The organism is Haloechinothrix salitolerans, assembly GCF_042662605.1.
Taxonomy (GTDB): Bacteria; Actinomycetota; Actinomycetes; order Mycobacteriales; family Pseudonocardiaceae; genus Haloechinothrix_A; species Haloechinothrix_A salitolerans.
Window position 1 is genome coordinate 5,949,924 of sequence record NZ_JBHSXX010000001.1, and the last position, 22,829, is coordinate 5,972,752.

Genomic DNA, 22,829 nt, shown 5'->3' on the forward strand with positions numbered 1-22,829 from the left:
TCAGCTTCCCTTCTTAAGGGCTTCCAACGCAGAAGCGGCCACCTTTAAAACGGCGGAGCACGCTCGCTCAGGATGAGCTCTATCCGTGATGCTTACCATAATGGAAAGATCATTTGTTATTCCCACCGCCAATGGGCACCGGCCGCGAGAAAATTCATCCTCGCCTCCCGCGTAGGCCGCCGGGTAACCTGGGTGGCCAGGAATCTCAACGGGCTCAAGTCGTTCTATGAACCCTTGTTCCTTTCCAGCATATACACCTTTTATTCCACCAGTCCCATTATCCCGGTGAACCGTACCTATCGCCAGACCAGCATCAGGACCCGAGCCCTTCGCATGCCAACTACAACTCGGGCCAGTGAGCTTCTTGGCAGCTTTGCTATCCACATCCGCCGAACCTGGCTTGAAATTTCCGACTTTCGACAGCGCCGCCGGATCAACAAGCTCACACGGCCTATCAAGGAACGGCTCGACATCAAGCGGATCATCCACCTTCGGAACACTCTCTGACGATTCGCTCGATGGTGAAGGAATCGCACCGGCTCCTGATGGCGCCCCCTCAGTAGCCTCCGAACATGAACCGGCGACCAAAGCAACTACCAGCATGGCCAGAAATATATTCACTTGCCGAATACACATCAGCCGACGTTCCGTTCCGAACTCACGAAACTAGACGCCAATTCATCGTCTTGATCATGTTTTGCTTTCTTCGCTTTTTCAAGTTTTTCGATGTAATGATTGGCATACGCCAAAGCCGACTCATTGAGTTCAGCAAGCCGCTCAAGCGAATCAAGTGCTTGGCTCACATAACCTTGACTCGCGTGGTCTGATGCGAATGGCAGACGCAGTGCGTCTCTGGCCCGATCGATACGGCCCTGGCAACCCTTGATGCTGTCCCGACGGTCCTTGAAGTTGTTGATGAGCTTGTCCGCGTCCTCGACGCTGGGGAAACGGAACCCCTTGCCAGAGCTGGTCAGCTCCTCGAACCAGTTCGAGCCCCCGTAGACAGTCCGTTCGCCCCAGTCGGTGAGGCCCTCGATGAAGTCAACGGTGTCATCGTCGCTGTCGCCCCAGCCGCCCGAGAAGGAGCTCGCCATCGCCCTTAGCCCTCCAGTTCGCTACCGGCTGCCTCCAACTGACTACGGTAACCGACACCCGTGTGTCACGGGCGTGATCCAACGAACTTCGTTCACGCGCCACCACGCTGACCGCTCAGTCAGTCATCAGTGTCATACGAGTGGTTCGACTGGCGGGCTAATCCGTGCTGGCAAGCCAGGTCGCGATGCCCTCGACGACGTCACGGCATCCGCCGCACCCTGTTGTCGCCCGCGTGGCGCTGGCGAGATCGGCCGTACTGCGTGCGCCCGAGCGCCACGCGTCGACCAGCGAAGATTTCGTGACGTTGTTGCACTTGCAGACCGTCACCGAGCCGGGCATGGTCGCCGGATTCTCGGCGGGCGCCGCCTCCCCCGGTAATGCTCTGCCCAGCAGAAACGCTAGTCGGTCACTCGGCGCGGGCGTGCCGTTGTCAAAGTGGTGCGCCACCGAAGCCGCCGCGTCCGGGAATCCGAGCAAGATCGCCCCACGCACTCGGTCGTCACGTAGCACTAGCTTGGCGTAGCGTCCCCGTCTTGGATCGGTCAGGCACACGACCTCGTCGTCGGCCGAATCCGCCTCAGCGTGGACGTCGCCGAGCGCGGAGAGATCGACGCCGCGTGCCTTCAGGCGGGTGACAACCGACGTCCCCCGGTAGCGTGACGACGTGTCGGTTCCGGTGAGCAGGTCGGCGACCACGCTCGCCTGCTCCCACGCGGGCTGGACCAGCCCGGACGGCGCGCCAGGGTGCTGTGCGACATCACCGATCGCGAAAATGCGCTGGTCATTGGTACGCAGCGAATCGTCGACGACGATGCCACGGTCCACCGTTAGCCCGGCGGCCTCGGCCAGCCCGGTCTCCGGCCGCACACCTGCCGAGACGACGACCAGATCAGCGGGCAAGTGACTGCCATCGTCCAGTTTGAGCCCGTCGCCAGGAACATACCGCGTGGCCAGCTTGCCGAGCGCGAACTCGATGCCGTGCTCCGCGAGCGTCGCGGCGAGTACTCCACCCGCACCGGCGTCGAGCTGCCGCTCCATGAGGTGACCGACCGGATGCACCACCGTCACGTTGCTCCCTCGACCCGCGAGGCCACGTGCGGCCTCTAGTCCGAGCACACCGCCACCGATCACCACCACTGGCGCGCCCGCCCGCGCGTGCGCGAGGATTCGCTCGCAGTCATCCAGGGTCCGAAACGGAACGACACCGTCGGCCAGCTCGCCGTCGTCGTCCAGCAGACCCTCTGTCGGGGGAATCCACGCGCGGCTACCGGTAGCAAGCACCAGCGCGTCGTACGCCACCTGACCACCATCATCGAACGAGATCATGCGGGCGTCCCGGTCGATGGCCGTCACAGCGGTACCGACCCGTAGGTCGATGTCGTTGGCCTCGGCCCACGACTCATCGTGCAAGTGGACGCTGCGCTCCGACATCGTGCCCGCGACGACATTCGACAGCAGGATCCGGTTGTAAGCCTGATGTGGCTCACCACCGACAACGGTCACGCTCACTCGCTCACCCCGCGGGTCACGAGCGCGCAGGTCCTCGGCCAGCCGGGCACCTGCCATGCCGTAGCCCACGATGACGATTCGCCGTGGACCTGCCTGATCACCTGTCGACATGTACACCGCTCCTCTCGGCGAGTTCGAGCCGCACGGCGCACACCTTGAACTCGGGCATGCGGCTCACGGGGTCAAGAGCGGGATTGGTCAGCAGGTTGGCGCGCTGCGCGCCGGGGAAGTGGAAGGGGAGGAACACTGTGTCCTGTCGCGACGCCGACGTCAGCCGGACAGGTGCTTCCACCTCACCTCGGCGGGAAACGACCCGGACGATGTCGCCTACCGTAAGGCCGTACCGTTCGGCGGTGTCCGGGTGCATCTCGACGAACGCCTCCGGCGCTGCCGCGCGCAGTTCGTCGATGGCGCGGGTCTGTGCGCCGGACTGGTACTGCGCGAGCAGCCGCCCTGTCGTGGCGATCAGCGGGTAATCGACGTCGACTGGCTCCGCGGGTCCGTTGTACGTCACTGAGGTGAACCGCGCCCGGCCGTCCGGGTGATGGAAGCGCTCTAGAAACGGCCGGGGCGTGCCGGGGTGAGCTTCGTCTGAGTGCGGGCCTGGCCCGCTCGGCACGGGCCAATGCAGGGCCTCGCCGTCACGGAGCCGCTGGTAGGTGACACCGGAATAGTCCGCGACACCGCCACGCGAAGCCTCCCGCAGCTCGGTGAATACTTCTTCCGGGTCAGTCGGGAATCGTTCGGACGGCTGACCGAGCCGGACGGCGAGGCCGTGCAGGACGTCGAGGTCACTCCGCACGCCATCCGGCGGGTCGATGGCCTTCGTACGCAACAGGATTCGACCCTCGAGGTTCGTCATCGTGCCGGTTTCCTCCGCCCACTGCGTCACCGGCAGCACGACGTCCGCCATGGCCGCGGTCTCCGACAACACGATGTCGGCGACAACAAGGAAATCCAGTGACTCCAGTCGTTCGGCGACATGACCCGCTCGAGGGGCGGACACCACAGGGTTACTGCCGAATACCAACAACGCTTGGGGGCCGGTTTCAGTACCGAGGACATCGAGCAGTTCGTACGCTGATCGTCCTGGCCTCGGCAACGAGTCTGGATCAACACCCCACACCCCAGCGACGTACTCGCGCGCGGCAGGGTCATCGAGCTTGCGGTAGCCGGGCAGTTGATCGGCCTTCTGGCCGTGCTCGCGTCCACCTTGGCCGTTGCCCTGGCCGGTAAGACAGCCGTACCCGGAGCCGGGACGACCAGGCAGGCCCAGCGCGAGCGCCAGGTTGATCCAGGCACTGACGGTGTCGACACCGTTGGCGTGTTGCTCGGTGCCGCGCGCCGTGAGCACATACGCGTTGTTCGCGGCGGCTAGGGTCGCGGCGACCTTGCGCTGATCGGCGGCGGCGACACCGGTGATGCGCTCCGCCCGTTCGGGCCACCAGCTCGCGACCACACGCCACATCTCGACGAACCCAACGGTGCGGCTGTCGACGTATGCCTGATCGAGGTGACCATCGGCGACGACGGCGTGCAGGATGCCCAACGCCAGCGCCATATCGGTGCCAGGCGCGGGTTGCAGGTGCAGCTCGGCACGTTCGGCCGTGGGCGTGCGGCGTGGGTCAACAACGACCAACCCATCGGACGGCAAGTGCTGCACGAACGGCGGCATCGTCTCCGCCGGGTTGGATCCGACCAGCAGCACCGCGTCGGCTTCCGCGAGGTCGGTAACCGGAAACGGCATCCCCCGATCCATGCCGAACGCCTTGCTGCCCGCCGCGGCGGCCGACGACATGCAGAATCGGCCGTTGTAGTCGATTTGCGACGTGCCAAGCGCCACCCGTGCGAACTTGCCGAGCGCGTAGCACTTCTCGTTGGTGAGCCCACCGCCACCGAACAGACCGACTGCGTCCGCACCGCGCCGCTCACGGATGTCATGCAGTCGAGTGGCGACGACATCGAGCGCGTCGTCCCACGTCGCGGGGGTCAGCTCGCCATCAACGCGGACGAGCGGGGTCGTCAGCCGCGCGGGCGACGTCAGTAGTGCGGCTGACGTCCAGCCCTTCTGGCACATGCCGCCCCCGTTGGTCGGGAACTGCCGCGGCTCGACGGTTGCGCTGCCGCCGGCGGGCGTGACCCGCATGCCGCACTGCAACGCGCAGTACGGGCAGTGCGTCGCCGCGCCAGTGCTCGTCGCCGTGGTCGCTGCGGCTGTCACTGTCACCGGTCACCTCCGTTCGCCGTCCATCGACGGTAGGAAGCCGTTGTTACCGGCAGGTGCAGCGATGTTTCAGGCGTTTGACATTGTGCGCACACGACGGACGTCCGCCGAGGTGAGCGGCCCGCCGAGTGAGGAGCGCCACCGTCAGACGTAACGGCTCACCGTGCTCGCCGCGTGCCGCAACCGCTCCCGGGCGTCCTCGCCGGTGTCCGAATCCAGCACCCCTGCCGCGAGCCGGAACAGCACCGCGCGCAGCAGCATCTGCCGCCAGGCGGGAATGTGCTCCCACCGCGCCATGACGTCGACGTCTGCCTTGCCGTCAGCGATGGCGTCCACGACGACCAGCGCGGCGGACCACTCCGGTGGCCGGAAGAACGGGCGAAAGTCCACGATGGCGGGTGCGGCGTCGGTGAAGAACAGCACACCGCGGTACAGGTTGGCGTGCACCACCTGGTCCTTCAGCGGAACCGGCTTGGTCGCGCCGAGTAGTAGATCGAACCAGCGGGCACAGCTGGAGTCGTCGAGATCAGCTTCGTCCTCGCCCCATGCCATCCGGTCCGCGCGGGCGAGGGCATCGTCCCGCTTGTCGATGAAGTCCGGCCGGGACATGTGTGCCAGCGCCTGATGCAGCTTGACGGACACCAGGACAAGGTCGTCGACTGTGGACTTCTCGGGGTCGGCGGGCTCGCCGTCAATCGCGCGCAACGCCATCCAGCCACCGACGACCTGGCGCCCGTCGGTGGCACGCGCCGGTCGCGCGATTCGCAAGTCAGGCAGGTGGACGTCGTTCAGCGACCTGGCGAGCCACAACGCTTGCTCGGAGTCCGCGACGGGCAGCAGGGTGAGCCTGCCCGTACGCCACCCCAGTTCGCCGAACGGCTCCAGTTCGCCCTCGTCAACTCCGAACGCCGCACACACCCTGCCGGGCGGACACTCCACGATAGTGGACACACGGGGAGATTACCGCCGAAACGGTGACGTCGGAATGGGGTGCGCCGTGAAGGGCATCTTACTGGCACCACACGCCTGTAAGATGCCCTTCACGGCACAACACCACCATCAATACGTAGGCAGGCTCGGGTCCACTTGGTTGGCCCAGGCGAGAACGCCGCCGCCGAGGTGGGTGGCATCGGAGAACCCGGCCTGGTGCAGCGCGGCGAGAGCCTCAGCGGAGCGCGCACCGGACTTGCAGTGCAGCACGATCGGCTTGTCCTGCGGCAGCTCCGACAGCGCCTCACCGGAGAGAATCCGGTCCTTCGGGATCAGCTTCGCGCCCTCGATCTTGACGATCTCGTACTCGTGCGGCTCGCGGACGTCGATGAGCTGGAAGTCCTTACCAGCGTCGAACATCGCCTTCAGCTCGTCCGGGGTGATCGTCGCGTCGGCCGCGGCCGCGGAAGCCTCGTCGCTGACCACGCCGCAGAACGAGTCGTAGTCGATCAGCTCGGTGATCTTCGGCGTTTCCGGATCCTTGCGGATCTTGACCTCGCGGTAGCGCATCTCCAGCGCGTCGTAGCTGATCAGACGTCCGAGCAGCGGCTCGCCGATGCCGGTGATGAGCTTGATCGCCTCATTGACCATGATCGAGCCGATCGACGCGCACAGCACGCCGAGCACGCCACCCTCGGCGCACGACGGCACCATGCCGGGTGGCGGCGGCTCCGGGTAGAGGTCACGGTAGTTCAGGCCGCGACCGTCTGGCGCGTCCTCCCAGAACACGCTGACCTGGCCCTCGAACCGGAAGATCGAGCCCCACACGTAGGGCTTGCCGAGGATGACCGCCGCGTCGTTGACCAAGTAGCGGGTGGCGAAGTTGTCCGTGCCGTCCAGGATCAGGTCGTAGTCGCGGAAGATGTCCAACGCGTTGTCGTTACTGAGGTGTTCGGAGTGCACGACGACGTTGACGAACGGGTTGACCTCGGCGATGGACTCCTTGGCGGACTGCGACTTCGGCTTGCCGATGTCGGACTGGCCGTGAATGATCTGCCGCTGGAGGTTGGACTCGTCGACGACGTCGAAGTCGATGGTGCCGAGCGTGCCGACGCCCGCCGCGGCGAGGTAGAGCAGCGCGGGGCTACCGAGGCCGCCCGCACCGATCACGAGGACCTTGGCGTTCTTCAGCCGCTTCTGCCCCTCGACCCCGACGTCCGGGATGATCAAGTGCCTGCTGTACCGAGCGACCTCATCCTTGGTGAGTTCGTCGGCGGGCTCAACGAGGGGCGGTAGTGCCCCGCCTCGTGTGTCTGACATGTGGCGTTCCTCCATCTACGCACCGTGGGCGACGTTCGAACCCGTCACGACTGGTGTCAACGCAGGTGCGGCTCGGTCTCTTCCATCGTTCTACGTCGACCCCGCGTCGTCCACATCATGGTGGCCATGTCCACATGTTGGACAACTATGGCCGGGGGTTCGGCCAGGCGTTCGGCTTGCAGACTTTGCCGTCCTTCGGCACCGTGTGATGCTCGCTCGGGTTCACCCGGTTCAGCTTGGCGACATAGTTATTCGCCACCCCGAACGTCTGCTGCATCATCACCGGAGCGAGTGCGCCATCCTTGGCGCAGCCGACGTGGCCGATGCCGAGCGCGTGCCCGACCTCGTGATTGATCGCGTACTGCCGATACAACCCCAGGTCGCCGCTGAACGCCTTAGCCCCACGTACCCAGCGCGCCAGGTTGATGACGACCTTGCCGATGTCGCTGCGCCAACACGACGCCTCGAACTTGATGGTGTAGCCGCAGACGTCTGGCCGGTGGTTGGTCTCCGGGGTGGTGAGGCTCACGGCGAAGTCGGCGGCGGCGGGATCGTTGATCCGCTGGAACGACACCGTGCCGTCGTAGGTCCAGCTACGCGGGTCCGCCAGCGTCGCCTCCACGGTCTTCGCGTACGCCTGGTCGCCGCCGTAGCTGCCGGGGTCGATGCCGTCCTCAACCTCTACGACGTACTTATACAGCCTGCCACCGGAGCCGACACGCTTGCTCTTCCCTGGGACGACGTGCCAGGTGCCCTTACCACCCCGTGTGAAGTCACCGCCCTTGGGCAGCTTCGCGGTCGGGATGTCCAGCTTGATCGGCTCGGCCGGGTTCTCGGTAACGATGGGGGTCTCCATCGCCTTGCCGTGGACATCCGGGTCCCTCGGCACGGTGGCGGACGCCCTGACCCCTTCGTCGGCGGGATCGCCACCGCTGAGATCGAAAACGGTGAGCACGGTCAGCGCGAGCAACACGGGTAAGGCGTAGATCCGCCAGCCGTAGGTGCCGATGATCCGGCGCGGCAATGACTTCGCTTTCGGCGGGGGCGGTGCGGCGGGATGTTCGCCGGTCTCCGGCCGCCAGGACGCTCGCAACGGCTCGGCGCTTCGCCTGGGAGGGGGCGGCGCATGAGGCCGCGGCGGCCGTGGGTACTCCCTCGGCGGGGCCGGCCCAGATCCGCGGTCCCGGCCCGAGCCAGCGGCGACAGCACGGGCAGGTCGGCGCACTCGCTCGCGTCGTGCTTGTCCTGTCCGCCGTTCCACGCGTCCAGCGTGCCATATCCGCTCTCACACTGGTCACCGACAGGCTGCGCCGAACAGGAAGGGCGCACCACTCAGGTGGCCTAATACCACTACGAATCGCCGGTACCCTCGGCCTGCCACAACTCCAGGACCGCCCGCGCGACCGCCGTGGGGTGCTCCATCTGAGCTACGTGTCCCACATTGGGCAGCATCAGCAACCTACTGTCGCGCAACAGCCGCGCGGTGCGGTGGGCCTTGCGGGCCGAGATGACCTTGTCCTTGTCGCCCCACACCACGAGCGACGGCGCGGCCACCGCACGCAACACCGACCAGATCGAGCTGGGTCCGCGCGCCAGCCAGACCCGGAAGATGTCCGACGTGCTGCGGCTGAGCGCGGTCATCGCCCATGGCAGCTCCAGCCGCTCACCGTGCTCCTCGGCAAGCTCGGCCAGCCGCGACTCCGGGAACGACGACGGGTCGGCGAAGCACAGCTCGATCACCCGCCGCGCCCGTTCCCTCGGCGTCATCGCGGCGAGTTGTCTGCGCGCCGAACGCCCGACAACCGGCAGATACGCCAGCGCCATCCTGGGATCGGACAGCCGCGACGGCAACGGGCGCAGGTCGGGCACCGCGGGCGAGATCAGCGTGAGCGTCTTGACCAGGTCCGGCCTGCCGCCAGCCAGTAGCGCCGCGATCGCGCCACCCATGGAGTTGCCGAGCAGGTGCACCGGACCCTTACCCAGCCCCGCAATGAACCGGGCGAGTTGCTCGGTGTGCCCCGCGAGCGTGAAATCGAAGGCGGGGTCTGGCTCGGAGAAGCCGAACCCCGGCAAGTCGATGGCGACACCTCTTCCCCAGGGCGCGAGCAGCACACCGAGGTCGGTCCAGTTCGTCGACGACCCACCGAGACCATGGACGTAGACGGCGGTGTCCGCGTCGTCGGGCGACAGCGCGGGCTCGGTACGGCGGACATGCAGCCGCACCCCGCTGGCCTCTTCATGGCCGCCCGGCCACGGCGGTAGTGTGCGGTCCAACGGCGGCAACTCGACGCTGGACGTGCCGACGTCGTCGCCGCCTGGCTCGGTTGAGTGGGAACGTGCTGAAGTCACCTATCCAGCATGACCCACCGCGCCCCGCGATGCCCATGCCGGGCTCGGCCGCACGCTCGCGAACGGGCTGGCGACACCCAAGGCTTGCCAACCCGGTATTACCGGCGGGTAGTCTCAACCACACGCGATCGCGCACATTACGCGCCCGCGCGAGCGGTGGGTTCCTACAGGGCCCGCAACAGTCACACGGGAGGAAGCATGACCGAAGCGGCGAGGCTGCCAACGACGAGCAGGCTCCGGCAACTGGGGCGGGGCGTCCGGTTGCCCAAGCGCAAGCGCCGCGAGCAACTGCTCGCCGTCGCGCAGGACGTCTTCGCCGCCAACGGCTACCACGCCACGGCGATGGACGAGATCGCCGAGCGCGCCGGTGTCTCCAAACCCGTGCTCTACCAGCACTTCCCCGGCAAGCTCGACCTCTACAGTGCGCTGCTCGACGTCCACGTCGACGAGCTGATCGCCGCGGTCAAGGAAGCCCTCTCATCGACAACGGACAACAAGCAGCGGGTGAAGAACGCCGTCGGCGCGTTCTACGACTTCGTCAACAGCGAGACCGGCGCGTACCGGATGGTGTTCGAGTCCGACTTGCGTGGCGAGCCCGCCGTGCAGGCCGCTGTCGACCGTGCGACCGAGGCTCCTGTCGACGCCATCACGAAGACCATCACCTCGGACGCGGGCCTGAGCGAGGACAAGGCGCGGCTTCTCGCGTCCGGCCTGGTCGGGCTGAGTCAGGTCAGCGCACGCTTCTGGCTGGACAATCACAACTCGATCAGCCGCGACGACGCCGTCTCGCTCATCGCGACGCTGGCGTGGCGCGGCATCGGCGCGGGGTTCCCGCTGCAGCAGTGACGACCGCGCGGCGGTGACGGCTAGTCATCACCGCCGTCGCCCTCGTCGTCCTCGGCTGGCGCCTGCTTCCGCGCGACGATGATCAGCACGGCGATGACGACCAGCGGGCCGACGACCAGCAGGATCTCGTCCCAGCCGCCCTGATGCATCAGGATGACGCGCTCTGCCAGCGTCCGCGTCGTCTCTGCCGGTGCCACTCCGCTCACACTCCCGCGACGAGGGCGATGCCCGTCGCGGTGTAGGCGACCATCACCGCGAGCATCGGGTACTGCCCCACCTTCACATACTTCGGTCTGAGGACGCCGATCGCCTTGTCGTGCGCCGACGTGACCCCGAGGATATGCCCGACGACAATGCCCGCGACCTGCACGAACGCGATCGTGGTCGTGCCGATGACGGTGTAGTCGATCGTGGCGTCCGCCGTGCCGAACAGGTTCCAGCCGAGCCCGAACGGATCGGACGCGAGCAGCAGCCCCGCCTGCCCCTGGAACACCGCGAACGAGAAGTAGTGCGCGACGGTGTAGCCGATCATGATCGGCACAAGCGAGTGCGCGAACGCGCTGTACGGCTCGAACGGCTGCCCGTCGGTGTTCTTCCGCAAGTACGGCCTCGTCAGCCAGATCCCGCCGGTGTAGATGCCCGCGATCGCGATGATCGCCGCGGCCAGCCCCGCCGTGGCGAGCAGCGCGAGCATGACACCTCGCGAACCTTCTGTGACATCGCCCCACAGCGGTAGCCGGGTAAGCCCGTCGAACGCCGTCGAGCCGAGGATGACCAGCACCACCGGCGTCAGGCCTTCCGAACGCTGGATGGTGAGCAGTCCATCGAGCGGGTTGCGCACGACAAGCACGCCATCATCGCGTCGCCCGAACGGCGACAGCGCCGCGATCAACCCGAAATAGACCTCGAACGACTCGCCATGGTCGAACCACCCGCGCCCGAACACCGCACCAGCCACGACGTGCACCAGTACATAGGCGGTGACGAACACGGCGATGGCGCGCGGCGAGTCCGACTCGCCGTAGACCAGCTCCAGCCACAGGAACGCCAGCAACCCAACCGTGGCTGGCCAGTAGCCGACTCGCTCGGGCAACGTGCGGCGCCAGCGTCCGCCGTACCGCAGCGGGGGCAGCATCCGCAGTGCCACCGCGAGGGTGCGCAGCGGGTTGAGCCGCCGCCAGATCGGGCCGAGCGCGATGGACAGCGGCACCAGCGCGACCCAGAACCACACGTAGAACCAGGTCGCGGCCGGGTTGGTGGCCGAGCTGTCGGTGCCGAACCACGCGGTAGCTAGCAACAACGCGAGCAGCAGCACGCCAACGACCCGCAGCGCAACCCGCGTGGCCAGCGCGTCAACGATACGGGCGAGCCCGGCTGGTAGTGGCGTGCCAGCCCGCGCGCCGCGGAGCCTCGGCTCGGTCCAGAGCGCGGCCAGCGCGAAGAACGACACCAGCACCGCGAGGACACCGGCGAACAGCGCCAGCCACGTCGGCACGGGCAGGTCAGCCCTCGAGCCAAGACCGTGCGCGAGGATCTGCTCGCCGGTCACGGCGTCACCCGCAGCTCGGTGAGCAGGTTGCCGCTGTCGTGCAGCTCGATCTCCCACACGCCGGCGATCGTGGCCTCGAACTCCAGCGTGGCCGGCTCTCCCGGCGTCAGTGCGACGGTCTTGTTGTAGCCGTGAACGTGCAGTTCATCGGCCGTGTCCGAGGTGACCTCGATAGCGACCCGCTCGCCGACGGCGACCTCAAGCTGCTCGGGGCCACTCACCCGCTCGCCGCCCTCGACGGTGAAGCTCACAGCGACGGCGCTGGCGGAGTCGGTCGTGCCGGTCGGTGCGCTCGACGTCGTTGTCCCGGAGTCGGTGCCGGCGGGGCCATTGGTGCCCGCGGTGTCGGCGTCGGTGCCGCAACCGGCAAGGGCCAGCGTCAGGGCAGCGACAATGGCAAGGGTGTGTTTGAGCATGGTGTCCCCTCAGTTGGGCTGTTCGTCAGGGCCGCGGCACCACGAGGCGGACCCCCGGTACCGGATGAGCACCGAGGGTAGCCGTGGCCAACGCGTCAGCGCGTGGGAACCGCCCTACGTAGCAACGAAAGTATCCTCGCGTTGACCTCGACAGGGCGTTCGTACATCAACATGTGGCCCGCGCCGGGGAAGAGCACGAAGTCGGTGTCGGGCAGCTCGTCCGCGATCACCTTGGCGTGGTCAACCGGGCAGAGCCGGTCCCGATCGCCGGTGAGCACCACGCTCGGCTTGTCCCGCAGCGCGCCGAGGGCGACGCGCCGGTCGTGGGCGAAGATCGCGTCCATGAACCCGCCGATGCTGGCCGGGTGCGCGCCGAGCGACTGCCGCACGGTTTCGATCACATACTCCTGCTTTGCTTTCTTGCCGAAGACCAGCCAGCGCGCGGCGGGGCTGAGCAGCCGGGGGCTGCCGGGGAGGGTGCCCTTCTTGCGGCGTTCCAGCAGCGACCGCAACACTGGCTCGACGCGTGGCACAGAGCGGCCGAGCGCGCCCTTGAGACCGAGGCTGATGCGGTGCATGTTCCCGGAGGACGTCGCGACGAACGCGAGGCCCGCGACGCGCGACTCGACCAGCGTCGGGTGCCGCTCGGCGAGTGCCATAATCGTCATGCCGCCCATGGAGTGCCCGACGAGCACGATCGGACCCGTCGGCACGACGCCATCGATGACCTCAGCGAGGTCGTCCGCGAGCTGCTCCAGCGTCCGGGTGCCGGGTCGCGCCGGTGCCGAGCCGCCGTGACCTCGGTGGTCGTAACGAACCACGCGAACGTCGTCCGGCATCTCAGCGGCCGCGATGTCCCAGCACGTGTTGTCCTGCGTCCAGCCGTGCACGAACAACACGGTGGCGGGGGCGTCGGCCGGGCCGGTGTCCCTGACGTGCAGGACAGTGCCGTCACTTGTCACGAACCGGTCGCCACTGCCAGTATCGCTAGCAGCCATGTCCAGTCGTTCCGATACCGTCGATCCCATCGAGCCGCGCTGCTCAATGATGCTCACGTGCACCACCGTCTTCGTCGAACCTCAACCTGTAACCGATAGTAACGGTTACCAATTGGTAGCATGACCCCCATGCCCGATCGTGTCAAGAGCAGCAGCAAGCAGCCTGCAAGCACCGGCGACGCACGTCGTGACAGGTGGAAGCAGCACCGCATCGCGCGCCGCGCCGAGTTCGTCGAGGCCGCGCTGCGTGCGCTGGACAAACACGGGACGGACTTCGGCATGGAGGACGTCGCTGCCGAGGCGGGCGTCACCAAGCCGGTGCTCTACCGCCACTTCACCGATAAGGCTGACCTGCACCTCGCGCTCGGCCAGCACGGCACCAAGATCCTGTTCAACCGACTCATGCCCGCGCTGAACGACGAACTGGCCCCGGTGCCGAGGATCCGTAGCGTCATCAACGCCTTCTTCACCACGATCGACGAGTACCCGAACCTCTACCGGCTGCTGGTGCATCCGAGCCACTCCGGCGACCGGCTGCCCGACTCGGACATCGTGCACGAGGACAAGGAGATGATCGCGACGTCGGTCACCGCCGTCCTCGGCGACTACATGCGGGCGTTCGGCCTTGACTCAGGCGCGGCGGAGCCGTGGGCGCACGGCGTAGTCGGCCTAGTGCAAAACATCGGCACGTGGTGGTTGGATCGCCGCTCCATGGGCCGCGACAGCATCGTCGAGTACACCACCGAGATCATCTGGGGCGCGATCGATGGCATTATGCAGCAGAAGGGCGTCGTCATCGAGCCGAACAAGCCGCTCGAGATCAACAAGGTAGTGCGGATGCGCAACGTCTGGAGCGAGGCGGAGCGCAAGGCGACCGGCGGCGCCTAGGGCGACGGGCGCACCGGCTCAGCCACGTGCGCCCGAGCCACGAGAATTAGCTGGCGAAGCCGACTTTGCGCACATCGGACGGCGCGATCTCGACGTAGGCGATCCGACCGCTCGGCACGATGTACTTGCGACCCTTGTCGTCGGTGAGCCGGAGCAGGCCGTCGTCCGAATCAAGCGCTTCGGAGATCAACGCATCCACCTCGTCCGGCGTCTGGCTGCTCGACACGACGAGCTCGCGGGGAGTCTCCTGAATGCCGATCTTGATCTCCACGCGCGTCCTCCTGGTTCACGTTTGGTTGCGTCTCGCCGCAAGGCTATCCCACTCCAGCCCTCACGGTGTGCTGGCGGGCGGGTCAGCCCGATGGCTACCCCAGCCCGAGCGACTGCATCCGCTTGTGGTGTTTCTGCTGCAACCGTCGCAGCAGGCCCGCGATTCCCGAGAGATCGCCAGTCCCGGTCACGATCAGCTCCGCGAGGCCATCCCGCTCGGCGACGACGTACTGCGCCTGGGTGAGTGCCTCGCCCAGCAACCTGCGGCCCCACAACGCGAGCCGGTCTCGCACCGTCGAGTCCGCCGCGATAGCTTGCGCCACTTCGCGCTCCGCGAACGCCGAGTGTCCGGTGTCCGACAGCACCGCGAGCACCAGTTCCTTGGTCGGCTCGTCCAGCCACGTGGCGACCTCCCGGTAGAGGTCGGCGGCGAGCCCATCCCCCACGTACGCCTTGACCAGCGACTCCAGCCACGACTTCGGCGCGGTGGACATGTGGAAGTCGTCGATGTGGCCGATGAACGGCGCCATCGCCTCCTCGACGTCGACGCCGCGTTCGGCGAGGTGACGCTCCAGCATCGTGTAGTGGCCGATCTCGGCGGCGGCCATCGACGCGAGCGCGGCTCTGCCCGCCAACGTCGGCGCGGTGCGCGCATCCTCCGCCATCCGGTCGAACGCCGACAACTCGCCGTAGGCGAGCACCCCGAGCAGATCAACGACCCCCGCGCTCACCGATTCCTGGCTGCTGACTTCGCGCACGTCACCCACTCCTCCCACTTTAGGGTGTCGCCCGTCATCGTGTGCGTGGCCCGCACGAGAGTTCAGAAGATGATGCGTTATCTCACCAAATCGCTGACAGCCGCACCGCACCAGGTAGACTACGTAGTGATGACCATCGCATCGCCTCCGCGAGATGGTCGCAGGGTGCGTGTCGACCGCGAACGGCGGCAGCGATCGCACCCGGCCGGGAACCGAATCACGCACCTGAGGACTTTTCGCCCGGCTGACCGTGTATGCACGGGCGCGCTCCGCGTGGAGGCGGGTGCGAGGAAGTGTGCGCGCACACTCTGGATCCCAGTGCGGTTCCCCACGACATCGACTGTGCGCGCTGGATGAGAGAGGCGATCACGCTGACAACCGAGACCAACCATGACCGTGAGCTAGACCCGGTCACACTTGAACACAGCGAAGCAGGAGTACCCGACACCGACCCGTCCCACCCACTGCAGGCAGGCGCGCCCGTCAAGCCGGAGGCGCCGCTGTTCGCGGACTTCGACGTCCGGCCCGAGATCGTGCGCTCGCTCACCGAGGCGGGCATCGAACGCACCTTCGCGATCCAGGAGATGACACTGCCGCTCGCGCTCAAGGGCGAGGACATCATCGGCCAGGCGCGGACCGGCACCGGCAAGACGCTGGGCTTCGGCGTCCCGATGCTGCAGCGTCTCACTCTTCCGGGCGACGGAACGCCGCAGGCGCTGGTCGTCGTGCCGACCCGCGAGCTGTGCCTCCAGGTCACCCACGACCTGCACGACGCGGGCAAGTACCTGGGCGTGCGCACCCTGTCCATTTACGGCGGTCGGCCATACGAGCCGCAGATCGAAGCGCTGCGTCAGGGCGTCGACCTGGTGATAGGCACGCCCGGCAGGCTGCTCGATCTCGCCGAGCAGCGCCATCTCGTGCTCGGCAAGGTCGGCACGCTGGTGCTCGACGAGGCCGACGAGATGCTGGACCTCGGCTTCTTGCCGGATATCGAGCGGATCCTGCGGATGGTGCCCGAAAAGCGGCAAACCATGCTGTTCTCAGCGACCATGCCGGGCCCGATCCTCACGCTGGCGAGGACGTTCCTGCACCAGCCGACGCACATCCGTGCCGAGCAGGTCGACGACACCGCGATCCACGAGCGCACCGAACAGTTCGTCTACCGCGCCCACGCCATGGACAAGCCCGAACTCCTCGCGCGGACATTGCAGGCCGAGGGCAGGGGCAGGACGATGATCTTCACCCGCACCAAGCGCACCGCGCAGAAAGTCGCCGACGACCTGACCGAGCGCGGTTTCGCCGCGGGCGCGGTGCACGGCGACCTCGGCCAAGGCGCGCGCGAGCAGGCGCTGCGGGCATTCCGGTCCGCCAAGATCGACGTTCTCGTCGCGACGGACGTCGCCGCGCGCGGCATCGACGTCACCGACGTCACGCACGTCATCAACTACCAGACGCCGGACGACGAGAAGACCTACGTGCATCGGATCGGCCGCACGGGGCGCGCTGGCAAGACGGGCGTCGCGATCACGCTGGTCGACTGGGATGAAACGCCTCGCTGGAAGCTGATCTCGGACGCGCTCAACCTCGGCGTTGACGTGCCGGTCGAGACATACTCGACGTCGGCACACCTGTTCGCGGATCTCGGCATCCCCGAGAACGCGACGGGCAGGCTGCCCGCGTCGCAACGCACGCGGGCCGGGCTGGCCGCCGAGGAGGAGGAAGACTTCGGCGGGAAGCGCAAACCGAGCGCGTCGCGGTCCCGATCCTCGCAGCAGGCTCGGACCACTCGGCAGCGCACGCCGCGCAAGCGCACGCGCGGCGGGGCACGCTCGGCGTCGTCCGGCGATTCGACGTCGACGAGCGCGCAGAACAACGCGGGCCCGAAGCAGGAGGGCCCCGCTCAGGGCTCGGCCGACGGTCAGCGTCCCAAGCGGCGCAGGACGCGCGGCGGCCGAGGACGCGGTCGCAGTACCAACGGCGCGGGCAACGCCAAGGCCGGCGACAGCAGCCAGTGAGCACCCTGTGGGTTCGGCTGGCAGGGACAAAACATCCACGGTGAGCAGCGACCCGGCTCGCCGCTCACCATGGACGAGCATCCGTAACAGGGTCGTCGCCGTCCTGCTCACACTCGCCGTGGTCACCGCCGGTGTGCTGGTGTGGCTGACCAGCGACAGCAGAGCCACCCACGCGGAGACGACCGATGGCGAGCCGCGCCCGCTGGCCATGCCGGACGATGTGCCGGAACGCTTCGCCGAAGCGTGGCGGGCGCCGAGCGCGGCGACGCCGAGACCGGTCACCGACGGAGCGTCCGTCGTCACCGGCGACGGCGGCACGGTCACTGGGCGCGACCCGCTGAGCGGGCAGGAGCGCTGGCGCTACGAGCGCGACCGTGAGCTGTGCACGGTGTCCGACGCCTGGTCGACGGCGATGGCGCTCTACGAGCGGCACAGCCCTGCCGGGGACTGGTGCAGCGAGGTCACCCAGCTCGATATGGCCACCGGCGAGCGCACCGCACAGCGCAACGGCAACGCCGAGCTGGGCACGCGACTGATCGACGACGGCTCGCATGCCGTCACAACCGGCGAGAATCTGCTCAACGTCTGGTCGCAGAACCTGGTCCGCACCATGGAGTACGGCCAGGTGCCCGCCCCGGTCGAACCAGGTCGACAGCCGCGCCCCGGGTGCGACTACGGCTCGGTGGCGGTCGCGTCAGGCAAGATCGGTGTGATCGAGCGCTGCGACGACGACGCCACCGACCGGCTCACCGTGTTCGGCACCACAAACACCGTCGACGGCGAAACCAAGAGCGACGAGCCCAACGTGTTCTTCACGACGCTGCTGGACAGCGAGAACGCGAGGGTCGTCGCGCTCGTTGACCGGCACGAGTCCGACGAGAACGACTACCTGGTCGCGGTCGCGTTCGGCGATGCCAAGAAGCTCGCCATCTACGACGGCAACGGCAACAAAACCGCGCAGTACTCACTCGACCTGCCAGCCGCCGCGCTGACCAGCGACCCGGAGGGCCGTGTCGAACCGGTCGCGCGCACCGGTAGCGGCGTGTACTGGTCCGCCGGTGCCAGCACCATCGCGCTCGACACGAAGAACCTGCGGCCGCGCTGGACACTGCACGGCACCACCGGCACCGGCACGCTGTTCGCCGGCGAGTTGGTGCTGCCGATCAGGGGCGGGCTCGCCGTGATCGACGAGCCCTCCGGCGAGGTGGAGCGCACCATCTCGGTCGATCGGGGGAACGACGGCGGCGCCGAGAACGGCGACGAGGGCAGCCTCGCCGGCCCCATCCGCCTCGCCGCCGCGGGCCCGGTGCTGTTTGAACAGCGCGGCGGCACGCTGGTGGCGCTGCGGTAGAAGTCCCCACCCCAGAAATACGTACCGGCTTGCGTAGTTTCCCGACTTCGCGCGAGCGGCGGAGCTGACAGTGTTCACGCTGCGTCCGGCTCGCCACCTCGCACCATTCCCTGCAGCCGAGGGTCAGGCGAGCCGGGCGCCCACAACGACGATCGCCGAATTCCGTAACCGAATTCACGTTCGCGTCGTTGGGTCCACAACGCCTCCGCATGACCTGCGAAGAAAAAAGGGGACCCCATGGGCCGACGATCCCGACCAGTTCGTGTTGCCCTCACAACGATGGCAGCGGCCGCCGTCGTCGTGGGCGCGATCGACACCGGACAGCCACCAGCGCACGCCTCGACGTCGGACTTCGCGGTGCAGCTCGTCACCGTCGACACACCGACCCGAGCCGACAAGGAACGACTCCAGCGCCTCGGACTCGATCTCACCGAACACGCCGGGCACGACTACGTCGAGGTCGTGCTGCACAGCGTCGAAGACGTCGACGCGCTGAGCGCCGCTGGCTTCACGTGGGACGTCCGCGTCCCGGACATGGCCCTACGCACCGCGCAGGTCAACCAGATCAACGATGAGTACGCGGCGTCGACGGCGGAGTCACCGCTGCCAAGCGGCCGGACGACGTACCGCACGCTGGCCGACTACAACGCCGACATGGCCGACCTGGCGGACATGCGGCCGGACATCGTCAAGCCGTTCGAGCTGCCGCACAAGTCTCTTGAGGGCAAGACGGTTCACGGCATCGAAATCGGCCACGACGTCCACGAGGCCGAGGACGGCAGGCCGGTGTTCGCCATCATGGGCCTGCACCACGCGCGCGAGTGGCCGTCCGGCGAGCTGACGATGGAGTTCGCCTACGACCTCGTCACCAACGACGGCAGCGACGAGCGAATCACGAATCTGCTGGACAAAGCCCGCATACTGGTAATCCCGGTAACCAACCCGGACGGCTTCGAGAAGTCGATCAACGACGGCCTGCTGCTCGACCTGCGGGAGCTGGACGACGGCGGGCTGGTCTCCATCCTCGGCACGCCGGGCAACGCCTACAAGCGCAAGAACTGCCGCATGGTCGACGGACAGGAGCCGCTCGCGGGCGAGTGCGCGCTCGCGTCGAGCAACGGTGGCTTCGGCGTCGGTATCGACACCAACCGCAACTACGGCGGGCTGTGGGGCGGGCCAGGCGCGTCGCCCGAGTTCTTCGACCCGACCTACCGGGGCGCTGGCCCGTTCTCCGAGCCGGAGACCCAGAACATCCGCGAGCTGGTGAGCAGCAGGCAGGTGACCACGCTGATCACCAACCACACGTTCTCGAACCTGGTGCTGCGTCCCAACGGCGTCAAGCCGGACACCATCGGCCCCGACGGACACCCGGTCGGTCAGCCGCACGATGAGGAGGAGCTGAAGGCGCTCGGCGCGGAGATGGCCGCGCAGAATGGCTACCGCAACATCCACGGCTGGGAGCTCTACGACACCACCGGCACCACGGAGGACTGGTCGTACAACACCACCGGCGGCTTCGGTTACACCTTCGAGATCGGGGAGAGCGAGTTCCACCCGCCCTATCCCGAGGTCATCGATGAGTACCTTGGCGCTGGCGAGTACGAGGGCAAGGGCAACCGGGAAGCGTTCCTGATCGCGCTGGAGAACGCCGTCAACACCGAGAACCACTCAGTGATAGCCGGTAGGGCGCCCGCTGGTGCGACCCTGCGGCTTACGAAGTCGTTCGCGACGCCGACCTGGGAGTCGTCCATCGCGGACACCATCGAGACGACGATGCGGGTCGGTGAGAAGGGCAAGTTCTCCTGGCACGTCAACCCATCGACGCGGCCGATCGTGATGGACCGCCAGTACGACGTGCTCGCCGATGAGCCGCTGCACTCGGAGAGTTTCGAGGGCACCACCCCGGCGCCGACCGAGCATGTCGACCACGAGTTCACCGTGACGGAGTCCGACGTGGACCTGCTCGAGGTCACGCTGGACTGGCCGACGCCGGACGACATGGACCTCGAGGTCTACTACCGCGAAGCCGATGGGAGCTCGCGGCAGGTCGCCTCGTCCGGGCAGTTCATCGGTGAGAAAGAGCGGGCGCTGGTGCAGCATCCGGAGCAGGGCACCTACGTGTTCCGCGTGATCAACTACGCCTCGGTGGCACCGAGCTACACGGTGACCGGCTCGCTCTACGCGACGGAGTCGAAGACCGTGCCGAGGCAGTTGATCGAGAACTACACACTGAGCTGCGAGAAGGACGGCGAGGTCTTGGAGCGGATCCCGGTCGTCGTCGACCGGGGCGAGCAGGTGAAGGCGAAGCTGCGTCGCTGCTTCTCCAACTGGTGACGACCGCGGCGTCCTCAGCTCAGCCAGAACCACCAGAGCGTGATCGTGGGGATGGCGAGCGCACCGACCATCCCGATGAACGCCAGCAGCCCCCGCGTCCGGTCGGCAAGGACCGCCCCGGCGACGGCGAACACGGCGGCGACGGTGTGGCCAGCCAGGACCTCCGCGCCCGGGCCGCGCACGCCAAGCTCCGGCGCGAACATCGTCACCCCGAACAGCGCCAGAGCGAGCAGCAGGAGTCCCGCGGCAGCCGCGCCCGCCATGCCGCGCCAGAACCCGCCCGCGCGGCTATCGCCCTGCGGCTGCTCATACATCGGCCACTCCCGCTTGACCGTCATCGCACGCATTCCCCGCTCCGTCCCCCGTCTGGTGTCGGCACGCAAGGGTAACGGCCCCCTTGACGGCGCGGGAACGGGCACGCCGACGACGCCGGGACGTCCCCCGACACGGCCGTGCCACCGACGTTAGCCGCCCGCGATGAATCCGCGCACCGAATCGGCGACGAGTTGCACCGCGATCGCGGCGAGCAGCAGCCCCGCGACCTTCGCCACCAACGTGATGCCGCTTTCCTTGATCAACCGGATCACCACGCCCGCATAGCGCAGCGACAGGAACAGCGCCACGTGCACCAGCAGAATCGCCGCGGCGATGGCGAGATACGCGCCGATGTCGCCACTGGCCTCCCGGACGAACACGATGGTCGCCGCGATCGCGCCCGGCCCGGCGAGCAGCGGTGTCCCAAGCGGGACCAGCGCGACATTGACGTCCTCCGCCGCCTCCGGTGTCGCGCTCCCGCGACCGGTGAGCAAGTCAAGCGCGACCAGGAGCAGCAACAGCCCGCCAGCGCCCTGCAGCGCGGGGATGCCGATGCCGAGGTAAGTCAGGATCGCTTGGCCCGCCACCGCGAAGACCGTGATGACAAGCAGCGACACCAACACGGCCTGCCTTGCGGCCTTCGCGCGTGCCGATGGGGACCGACGTCCAGTGAGGCTGAGGAAGACCGGCACGGTGCCGGTTGGGTCCGTGATGACCAGCAGCGTGACCGTCGCCGTCACGAAGACGCCGACGTCGAAGTACTCGCTCATTCGGCCACCCCCGCCACGATCTCGCAGCCGGTCGCCCGGGAGACGAGGTCGACGAACGCATGCGGGTCGGTTGTCTCCGCGCCAATGGGAATGTCCTTGTTCGTGCCGTGGTAGTCGCTCGACCCAGTGGGCAGTAAGTCCAGTTCGGCGGCGAGCGCCCGCAGCTTCTCGCGGGTTGGCTGGTCGTGGTTGGGGTGGTCGACCTCGATGCCGGTGAGCCCGTGCGCGGCCATCTCCGCGATGGTCTCCAGGCTCACCGTCGGCCCACGCGAGTGCGCGAGCGGATGAGCGAGGACGGTGACGCCGCCCGCGTCGTTGATCATGTCGATCGCCCGCAACACCGGCGTGTCGCTGCGTGGGACGTAGTAGCCCCTGCCGCTGCCGAGGTAGCTCGCGAACGCCTCGTCGACGCTGTTCACCAGCCCCGCGTCGACAAGTGCCCGCGCCAAGTGGGGGCGTCCCGCTGGCGCGTCGGCCGGGAGCGCGCCGAGAAGTTCGTCGGGGTCGATGGGAACGCCGTCGGCGGCCATCCGCTCCGCCATGGCGCGCAGTCTGCTCCGCCGCTCCGCGCGGAGTCTGCGCTGCTCGCCCACAATGCTCGGCGCGTCAGGGTTGAACAGGTAGGCGAGGACGTGCACGCTGATCGGCCTGCCCCTGCCGTCGTCCGACACACACGACAGCTCGGCACCAGGGACAAGTGTCAGCCCAGGTGGCAGTGCGGCACTGGCCTCTCGCCAGCCAGCCGTCGTGTCGTGATCGGTGATCGCGATGACATCAAGGCCGGCGGCCGCGGCGGCGGCGAGGCCGGCAGGGGTGTCGGTGCCGTCGGACGCGGTGGAGTGCGTATGCAGGTCGATGCGAGGACTCACGACGACCAGTGTCGCTGATCCCG

22 protein-coding genes are annotated in these 22,829 nt (G+C 67.5%); 5 read left to right on the top strand and 17 right to left on the bottom strand.

All coding sequences use genetic code 11. The annotated features are described in order from the left end of the window. The 8 genes from ACFQGD_RS28355 to ACFQGD_RS28390 all read right to left on the bottom strand — a co-directional run bounded on the left by ACFQGD_RS28355 (window position 1) and on the right by ACFQGD_RS28390 (window position 9,427). Entirely contained in the window at window positions 1-603 is a 603-nt protein-coding gene (locus ACFQGD_RS28355) for a DUF3558 domain-containing protein (protein ID WP_345406455.1), read from the bottom strand. 32 nt (window positions 604-635) lie between these two features. Then, complete coding sequence (locus ACFQGD_RS28360) at window positions 636-1,094, bottom strand: hypothetical protein (protein ID WP_345406452.1); 459 nt, start codon at window positions 1,092-1,094, stop codon at window positions 636-638. Window positions 1,095-1,251: 157 nt separating this feature from the next. Beyond that, window positions 1,252-2,715, bottom strand: coding sequence for an FAD-dependent oxidoreductase (locus tag ACFQGD_RS28365; RefSeq protein WP_345406449.1), 1,464 nt, complete (start codon window positions 2,713-2,715; stop codon window positions 1,252-1,254). Further along, on the bottom strand, window positions 2,702-4,831 hold the full coding sequence (locus ACFQGD_RS28370) for a molybdopterin oxidoreductase family protein (protein WP_345406446.1): 2,130 nt from the start codon (window positions 4,829-4,831) through the stop codon (window positions 2,702-2,704). Before ACFQGD_RS28370 ends, ACFQGD_RS28365 begins: the two co-directional genes overlap by 14 nt. Window positions 4,832-4,972: 141 nt before the next feature. Next, a complete protein-coding gene (locus tag ACFQGD_RS28375) occupies window positions 4,973-5,779 on the bottom strand; it encodes a TIGR02569 family protein (RefSeq protein WP_345406443.1) in 807 nt (268 codons plus the stop codon). 108 nt (window positions 5,780-5,887) lie between these two features. Then, complete coding sequence (gene moeZ, locus ACFQGD_RS28380) at window positions 5,888-7,078, bottom strand: adenylyltransferase/sulfurtransferase MoeZ (protein WP_345406441.1); 1,191 nt, start codon at window positions 7,076-7,078, stop codon at window positions 5,888-5,890. A 145-nt stretch (window positions 7,079-7,223) separates the two neighbouring features. Next, window positions 7,224-8,171 carry a DUF3152 domain-containing protein gene (locus ACFQGD_RS28385; RefSeq protein ID WP_345406438.1) on the bottom strand — a complete coding sequence of 316 codons (948 nt, stop codon included), beginning with the start codon at window positions 8,169-8,171 and terminating at the stop codon, window positions 7,224-7,226. Window positions 8,172-8,428: 257 nt separating this feature from the next. Next, complete coding sequence (locus ACFQGD_RS28390; RefSeq protein ID WP_345406435.1) at window positions 8,429-9,427, bottom strand: alpha/beta fold hydrolase; 999 nt, start codon at window positions 9,425-9,427, stop codon at window positions 8,429-8,431. A 198-nt stretch (window positions 9,428-9,625) separates the two neighbouring features. Here ACFQGD_RS28390 and ACFQGD_RS28395 point away from each other — a divergent pair, with 198 nt between their 5' ends. Then, window positions 9,626-10,273, top strand: a complete 648-nt coding sequence (locus ACFQGD_RS28395; protein ID WP_345406432.1) for a TetR/AcrR family transcriptional regulator — start codon at window positions 9,626-9,628, stop codon at window positions 10,271-10,273. A gap of 20 nt (window positions 10,274-10,293) precedes the next feature. Here the strand turns inward: ACFQGD_RS28395 and ACFQGD_RS28400 are convergent, their stop codons facing one another. The 4 genes from ACFQGD_RS28400 to ACFQGD_RS28415 all read right to left on the bottom strand — a co-directional run bounded on the left by ACFQGD_RS28400 (window position 10,294) and on the right by ACFQGD_RS28415 (window position 13,236). Next, window positions 10,294-10,470: a hypothetical protein gene (locus ACFQGD_RS28400; RefSeq protein WP_345406429.1), complete on the bottom strand. Its 177-nt coding sequence runs from the start codon at window positions 10,468-10,470 to the stop codon at window positions 10,294-10,296. A 5-nt stretch (window positions 10,471-10,475) separates the two neighbouring features. Beyond that, window positions 10,476-11,822, bottom strand: coding sequence for a hypothetical protein (locus tag ACFQGD_RS28405; protein ID WP_345406426.1), 1,347 nt, complete (start codon window positions 11,820-11,822; stop codon window positions 10,476-10,478). Then, window positions 11,819-12,238, bottom strand: coding sequence for a cupredoxin domain-containing protein (locus ACFQGD_RS28410; protein WP_345406423.1), 420 nt, complete (start codon window positions 12,236-12,238; stop codon window positions 11,819-11,821). The genes ACFQGD_RS28405 and ACFQGD_RS28410 overlap by 4 nt, the downstream gene beginning before the upstream one ends. A gap of 95 nt (window positions 12,239-12,333) precedes the next feature. Further along, a complete protein-coding gene (locus ACFQGD_RS28415; protein WP_345406616.1) occupies window positions 12,334-13,236 on the bottom strand; it encodes an alpha/beta fold hydrolase in 903 nt (300 codons plus the stop codon). A 120-nt stretch (window positions 13,237-13,356) separates the two neighbouring features. Between ACFQGD_RS28415 and ACFQGD_RS28420 the strand changes: the two genes are divergently transcribed. Continuing rightward, entirely contained in the window at window positions 13,357-14,124 is a 768-nt protein-coding gene (locus ACFQGD_RS28420) for a TetR/AcrR family transcriptional regulator (RefSeq protein WP_345406420.1), read from the top strand. Between the two features lie 46 nt (window positions 14,125-14,170). Here ACFQGD_RS28420 and ACFQGD_RS28425 read toward each other — a convergent pair whose 3' ends face one another. Both ACFQGD_RS28425 and ACFQGD_RS28430 read right to left on the bottom strand, forming a co-directional pair. Beyond that, on the bottom strand, window positions 14,171-14,395 hold the full coding sequence (locus ACFQGD_RS28425; RefSeq protein WP_345406417.1) for a DUF3107 domain-containing protein: 225 nt from the start codon (window positions 14,393-14,395) through the stop codon (window positions 14,171-14,173). 94 nt (window positions 14,396-14,489) lie between these two features. Next, window positions 14,490-15,152 (bottom strand): ferritin-like fold-containing protein, encoded by a 663-nt coding sequence (locus tag ACFQGD_RS28430; RefSeq protein ID WP_345406414.1) that lies wholly within the window; start codon window positions 15,150-15,152, stop codon window positions 14,490-14,492. Window positions 15,153-15,505: 353 nt separating this feature from the next. On the opposite strand from ACFQGD_RS28430, the gene ACFQGD_RS28435 reads away from it, so the two are divergent. The 3 genes from ACFQGD_RS28435 (at window position 15,506) to ACFQGD_RS28445 (ending at window position 20,852) form a co-directional block, all read left to right on the top strand. Continuing rightward, on the top strand, window positions 15,506-17,167 hold the full coding sequence (locus tag ACFQGD_RS28435; RefSeq protein ID WP_345406411.1) for a DEAD/DEAH box helicase: 1,662 nt from the start codon (window positions 15,506-15,508) through the stop codon (window positions 17,165-17,167). A 40-nt stretch (window positions 17,168-17,207) separates the two neighbouring features. Further along, window positions 17,208-18,518: an Rv3212 family protein gene (locus ACFQGD_RS28440; protein WP_345406408.1), complete on the top strand. Its 1,311-nt coding sequence runs from the start codon at window positions 17,208-17,210 to the stop codon at window positions 18,516-18,518. Between the two features lie 279 nt (window positions 18,519-18,797). After that, a complete protein-coding gene (locus ACFQGD_RS28445; protein WP_345406405.1) occupies window positions 18,798-20,852 on the top strand; it encodes a M14 family metallopeptidase in 2,055 nt (684 codons plus the stop codon). 14 nt (window positions 20,853-20,866) lie between these two features. On the opposite strand, the gene ACFQGD_RS28450 is transcribed toward ACFQGD_RS28445, so the two are convergent. The 3 genes from ACFQGD_RS28450 to ACFQGD_RS28460 form a co-directional block, all read right to left on the bottom strand. Further along, on the bottom strand, window positions 20,867-21,199 hold the full coding sequence (locus ACFQGD_RS28450) for a hypothetical protein (protein WP_345406402.1): 333 nt from the start codon (window positions 21,197-21,199) through the stop codon (window positions 20,867-20,869). A 117-nt stretch (window positions 21,200-21,316) separates the two neighbouring features. Beyond that, window positions 21,317-21,937 carry a MarC family protein gene (locus ACFQGD_RS28455; protein ID WP_345406399.1) on the bottom strand — a complete coding sequence of 207 codons (621 nt, stop codon included), beginning with the start codon at window positions 21,935-21,937 and terminating at the stop codon, window positions 21,317-21,319. Further along, on the bottom strand, window positions 21,934-22,815 hold the full coding sequence (locus ACFQGD_RS28460; protein ID WP_390221156.1) for a PHP domain-containing protein: 882 nt from the start codon (window positions 22,813-22,815) through the stop codon (window positions 21,934-21,936). Before ACFQGD_RS28460 ends, ACFQGD_RS28455 begins: the two co-directional genes overlap by 4 nt. Between the last annotated feature and the right edge of the window lie 14 nt (window positions 22,816-22,829).

What these genes read in the sequence shown, in the direction of transcription:
- ACFQGD_RS28420 (WP_345406420.1), top strand. Translation starts at nt 13,357, where the DNA reads ATGACCCCCATGCCCGATCGTGTCAAGAGCAGCAGCAAGCAGCCTGCA.
- ACFQGD_RS28410 (WP_345406423.1), bottom strand. Translation starts at nt 12,238, where the DNA reads ATGCTCAAACACACCCTTGCCATTGTCGCTGCCCTGACGCTGGCCCTT.
- moeZ (WP_345406441.1), bottom strand. Translation starts at nt 7,078, where the DNA reads ATGTCAGACACACGAGGCGGGGCACTACCGCCCCTCGTTGAGCCCGCC.
- ACFQGD_RS28355 (WP_345406455.1), bottom strand. Translation starts at nt 603, where the DNA reads ATGCTGGTAGTTGCTTTGGTCGCCGGTTCATGTTCGGAGGCTACTGAG.
- ACFQGD_RS28435 (WP_345406411.1), top strand. Translation starts at nt 15,506, where the DNA reads ATGAGAGAGGCGATCACGCTGACAACCGAGACCAACCATGACCGTGAG.
- ACFQGD_RS28450 (WP_345406402.1), bottom strand. Translation starts at nt 21,199, where the DNA reads ATGCGTGCGATGACGGTCAAGCGGGAGTGGCCGATGTATGAGCAGCCG.
- ACFQGD_RS28360 (WP_345406452.1), bottom strand. Translation starts at nt 1,094, where the DNA reads ATGGCGAGCTCCTTCTCGGGCGGCTGGGGCGACAGCGACGATGACACC.
- ACFQGD_RS28445 (WP_345406405.1), top strand. Translation starts at nt 18,798, where the DNA reads ATGGCAGCGGCCGCCGTCGTCGTGGGCGCGATCGACACCGGACAGCCA.
- ACFQGD_RS28395 (WP_345406432.1), top strand. Translation starts at nt 9,626, where the DNA reads ATGACCGAAGCGGCGAGGCTGCCAACGACGAGCAGGCTCCGGCAACTG.
- ACFQGD_RS28365 (WP_345406449.1), bottom strand. Translation starts at nt 2,715, where the DNA reads ATGTCGACAGGTGATCAGGCAGGTCCACGGCGAATCGTCATCGTGGGC.
- ACFQGD_RS28415 (WP_345406616.1), bottom strand. Translation starts at nt 13,236, where the DNA reads ATGGCTGCTAGCGATACTGGCAGTGGCGACCGGTTCGTGACAAGTGAC.
- ACFQGD_RS28455 (WP_345406399.1), bottom strand. Translation starts at nt 21,937, where the DNA reads ATGAGCGAGTACTTCGACGTCGGCGTCTTCGTGACGGCGACGGTCACG.